Annotated in this window: 2 protein-coding genes and 1 pseudogene; 1 reads left to right on the forward strand and 2 read right to left on the reverse strand. The window is 44.6% G+C overall.

Annotated features, from left to right (window positions below; genetic code table 11):
* Positions 1–99: 99 nt before the first annotated feature.
* Both ACZM60_RS14275 and ACZM60_RS14280 read right to left on the reverse strand, forming a co-directional pair.
* Positions 100–2,130 (reverse strand): annotated as a pseudogene (locus tag ACZM60_RS14275) (S46 family peptidase); the annotation flags it as partial.
* A complete protein-coding gene (locus tag ACZM60_RS14280) occupies positions 2,130–4,295 on the reverse strand; it encodes a S46 family peptidase (protein ID WP_489521824.1) in 2,166 nt (721 codons plus the stop codon). The gene ACZM60_RS14280 and the pseudogene ACZM60_RS14275, both read right to left, overlap by 1 nt.
* A 190-nt stretch (positions 4,296–4,485) precedes the next feature.
* Here ACZM60_RS14280 and ACZM60_RS14285 point away from each other — a divergent pair, with 190 nt between their 5' ends.
* Positions 4,486–5,184 (forward strand): DUF4369 domain-containing protein, encoded by a 699-nt coding sequence (locus ACZM60_RS14285; RefSeq protein WP_021970793.1) that lies wholly within the window; start codon positions 4,486–4,488, stop codon positions 5,182–5,184.
* The last annotated feature ends 167 nt before the right edge of the window (positions 5,185–5,351 follow it).

The following is a 5,351-nucleotide window of genomic DNA, read 5'->3' on the forward strand; positions in this document are numbered from 1 at the left end:
CTTATTGTTTCTTTGAAAACAAACCGGATGCATTGCAAGGATACTATATTGAGGACTCAAAACAACTGGCCTTATTCTAAACTTATCCCGAACTCAGGTACCTTCATAGTTGCGGTCGAAGCCGACACCTATCAGTTCACCTTTTGCGTTGAAGACTGGAGAACCTGAATTACCTCCCGTGTTATCGGTTGCTGTGACAAAGCATACAGGCATCCGTCCGTCGGGCATGGCATACGGTCCGAAGTCCTTCTTTTCATACAATTCCTTCAATTTGGGAGAAACTACAAACTCCGGATTGTCCGGATCTTCTTTTTCCATAACTCCCTTCAAGGTAGTATAATACAAATACTCCTTGCCGTCGGCAGGCTCATACGAACCAATCTTTCCGTAGGTCAGTCGCAAGGTAGAGTTTGCATCCGGATAAATGGCCTTACCTTCCTTCTGTTTCAGAGCCAACATACCGGCAACCCATGTCTTGTGAGCACGGTTATATGCATTCGTTTCTGCTTTCATGGCCTCATCCATAGCCTTGTAACCTTCCTTCACCGACTTGGCATATTGCACCATCGGGTCGTTTTTCAGTTTTTCGGCATTAGGATTTTTCAGGAAAGCAGCCAGAGCCTCAGGACTACGGAAGATTGACTTGTCAAAGCAAGCGTCGACAAAAGCATCGGTATTGCCACCGAATTTGTCATCTATCAGCTTGAAGATGCTGATACGCTGTCCGGCAGGAATCAACTGTGCATACAGTGCAATCAATTGTTTGGAAACCTTGCGGTCGACTGCCGTACTGTAATCTTTATTAAAGAACTTCTTTCCTTGCTCGTCCAAAGCAGCAACAGCCGCTTTTATACCTTTTTTATCATTTTTTTCCAGCGAAGCAAGCAACTTATCCGTGTCAGGAATCTTCGAAAACTCCGTACCCAGCATCAACGCTTCATAGATAGCCTGCTGATGATATACCGCATCGTGACGCTTGGCCACAATCTGCTTGATCGTTTCGTATGCCTGACGATAGCTGTCATTACCTGTTTCCTCGCCGAAAGCCAGCAGACGTTTCTGTTCATCTTTCTTACGGTCGAGCACTTTCAGCGACACAAGTCCTTCGTTCATGCCGATAGCATTCTTCCAGTAATTGGCAGAAGAAGCATACTTGGCTGCATACTGGATACGTGTTTTGGCATCTTTTGCCATTTCTTCACCCAGCACTCGCAGACGGACTCCGCGCACGGTATCACGCATAAAGTTGGTAGTCTGCATACGTTCCTCCACTTCATCACTGATCATGTAACGCCAGTTACGTCCGGGAAATCCCATTACGAAAGTAAAATCGCCTTCCTTAATGCCACCCATGTTGATAGTAAGATGTTTCTTAACCTTCAGTGGAACATTATCGGCTGCATAGTTGGCAGGCTTTCCATCCTTCGACGCATAAATGCGGAAGATAGAAAAATCACCACAATGACGCGGCCACATCCAGTTATCCGTATCGGCTCCAAACTTTCCGATAGAAGAAGGAGGAGCACCCACCATACGAATATCCTTATACACCGTCTTGACAAACAGGTAATACTTGTTGGCTCCGTAGAACGGCTTCAGTTCGAGAACGGTAAAATCGTCCGTCTTGATATTTTCTTTCTTGGCAAAACGCGCTGCAACGGTCGACAAGTACGAAGGAGAAAGGTAATTCAGTCCTTCCGGATCATCATCCTTTTTCAACTGTTACTGCACATAATCTGTCACATCGAGGATACGGTCGATAAACGTAATGGTCAGTCCCTCACAAGGAAGTTCTTCCGCACGGCTCATTGCCCAGAAACCATCGGTCAGATAATCGTGTTCCACCGAGCTGTGCTGCTGGATATACTGATATCCGCAGTGATGATTGGTCAGCACCAGTCCTTCGGAAGAAACAACTTCTCCGGTACATCCGCCACCGAAATGCACAACAGCATCCTTCAGGCTGATACTGTCGGGACAATACACCTTGTCGATGCTGATATCCAGACCCAGATCCTGCATGACAGCAGCATTCTGTTTCTTCAGGTCGGTCAGCATCCACATGCCCTCGTCGGCATATCCGGCGAGAGAGCATGCGGCAAGCATGGAAAATAATAAGGTTTTCTTCATTATTCAACGATAGTCATTTCGTCGATCAGGTTCTTGCAGCCACCCAGTTTCTCGACGATGAATAATACATAACGAATATCTACGGCAATACAACGCTGGAGGTTGTTGTCGAAATTGATGTCACCCGAAAGTGATTCCCAGTTTCCGTCGAAAGCAGCACCGATCAGTTCGCCGTTGCCATTCAGTACCGGAGAACCTGAGTTACCGCCAGTAATATCGTTGGTAGTCAGGAAGCAAGTCGGCATTTCACCGTTAGGCAATGCATAGCGGCCGAAGTTCTTCGTAGCATACAACTCTTTCAGTTTAGCAGGAACAACAAATTCCGGATTGTTCGGGTCTTCCTTTTCCATTACTCCCTTCAGGGTTGTATAATATTTGTAGTGAATGCCATCCTTCGGATCGTACGATTTTACGTTACCGTAAGTCAGACGGATAGTAAAGTTAGCATCCGGAGCTTTCGGAGTCGGAGCATACATTTCGCACAAACCACGCACATAAGTCTTGTGCAGCAAGTCGATATCACCGCTTACAGCACTGTATTTTTCTCTCAACTTCTGCGCCATGTCGTTCTTGCTTGACGAATACTGGATAGCCAGGTCATTGTCGATAGCCTTTACCGTAGGGTTGCTGATGAACGCATTGAAGTTCTTTTCGTTAGAGAAGATACTATTATCGTACAAAGCATCGATATAAGCATTATAATCACCTTTGAACTTTGTCTGGATAGTCTGATAGAATGCAGGCAGTGCATCAGCCGGAACACTCTTGGCGTACAGCGGAATCAGCACCTTGGCAACCTTGCGGTCTACTTCGTGGTCGTAATCCTTATTGTGAACATCGGCATACGCTTCCTTCAGGTTGCTGATAGCCTTTTCAACATCTTTCTTTTTGCCTTTCTCCAGCGCCGTCTTCAAGTCGTTGAACAACATGTAAGTTGCACCAAACTCGATACCGCTTCTGAATGTTTCGCTGAAGTAAACCATCTGTTTGGTTATCGGAGTAGCCTTCTGAACATACTCGTCAATCTGGCTTACCACCTTGGCATAGTCGGCATTGTTCTGTTCTTTAGCAAACTGAGCAAACTTAGCTTCCTGTTCAGCCTTTGCCTCGAGCACCTTATTGTCGATAATTGCCTTGTTCATACCGATAGAGTTTTTCCAGTAGTTGCTGGAAGAAGCGAACTTACTTGCATACTGGATACGTACCTTATCGCTGGCAGCCATTTCCTTACGCAACACGTTCTGACGAGCCTCACGTACTTGAATACGAGGAGTATTCGTACCTTCCATACGCATTCTTACTTCGCTCTCCGTCAGGTAACGACTTGTACTTCCCGGGAATCCCATAATCATGGCATAGTCGCCTTCCTGCAAGCCCTTCAACGAAATAGCCAGATGCTTCTTCACCTTCAGAGGCACATTCTCTGCACTATATTCTGCCGGATTACCATCTTTATCAGCATAAATACGGAACATAGAGAAGTCGCCCGTATGACGCGGCCACATCCAGTTGTCGGTTTCACCACCGAACTTACCAATTGACGAAGGAGGAGCGGCAACCATACGCACGTCGCTGTATGTCTTGATAAAGAACAGATAGAACTTGTTTCCTTCGTAGAACGGAAGTGCTTCGGTAGAAATACCCGGTTTATCCTTCAAGTCACTCTTCTTCAACTCTTCAGATGCCAGTTCATTCAGATATTCAGCACCGAAAGAATTGATTTCGGTAACCTTTCCGTCTTTAATATCTTGATTTACCTTATCGGTTACATCCACGATTCGTTCTACAAACTTAAAAGTCAATCCCGGAGTAGGAAGTTCCTCAGCACGGTTTTTTGCCCAGAAACCATCGGTCAGATAGTCATGCTCAACCGAGCTATGCTGCTGAATAGCATCGTAACCACAATGGTGATTTGTCAGGATCAATCCGTCCGGAGATATGATTTCACCCGTACATCCACGTCCGAAAATACCCACAGCGTCTTTCAGTGTCACGCTGTTCGGACTGTAAATATCGGCAATATCCATTTTCAGACCTTGTGCTTTCATACGGTCGGCAAGGTTCTGTTCCTTCATCAACTGAAGGAGCCACATTCCTTCGTCGGCTTTCACCGGTGAAAAGGCTGCACAAATCAGTGCAAATGCTAATACTTTGAGTTTTTTCATTGTTATGATATTTAAATGATAATTGAATATTTTCCCTTTATCCGCAATAGTTAGCAAAGATAGCGAAAAATACGTTTAGCATATCTTAATTCAGTAATAATCCTCTATTTAGTTTAATTTTTGATAATTTATTTTCACGACATTTCTAAACATTATACCTTTGCCCAAGAATTTTCTAAAGGCTTATTGCATGTATAGATTTTATTTTTTTCTCTTTTGTGCCATCATTTGCGCTTCATGCGGAAAGAAATATAATATAGAGGGTATTTCTTCTGTATCGAAACTGGACGGAAAAATGCTTTTCATAAAGGTGCCTTCCGGCGACAAGCTGGTAAATATCGACTCGGCGGAAGTGATACACGGAATTTTCAAGATGAAAGGGAAAGTAGATTCTACGGTCATTGCCTCGCTGTATATGGATGATGACTGTATTATGCCGGTTGTGATAGAAGAAGGTAATATCAACATCAATATCGACAAGGCCGGCTTTTCGATAAAGGGAACTCCCCTGAATGACAGTTTCAACGAATTCATCGTAAAGAAAACTTCTCTGGAAGACCGGGCTTACGAAGTTGAAAGAATGGAAAGCCGCATGATTATGGACGGCAAGGACCCCAAATTTATCCAGGAAGAAATGGATAAACAACGTACTGCACTGGGGCACGACATGGACGAACTTGCCAAGACCTTTATCGAAGAAAATTATGACAATGTATTGGGAACAGGCGTATTTCTGATGCTATGCAACGGATTTCCTTATCCGGTACTCACTCCTGTCATGGAAGAAATAGTAAACAATGCTCCCGAATCGTTCAAAAACAATCCGATGATTAAGGAATATGTTTCGGTAGCACGTAGCAACATGGACAAACTGCAAGCCGTTCAATAAGAGCTTTGCAGGCTGTCGACTTCAGAACTTCGGAAAGACATCGGGAAAAGAATCATAAAAGAAGATAATCGAGTAGGAGAAACGGGATTATTTCCCGTTTCGACCTCTCACACCACCGTGCGTACCGTTCGGTACACGGCGGTTCATTAGACATGTTGTATTCTTCT

This window comes from Phocaeicola sp., from assembly GCF_057861905.1.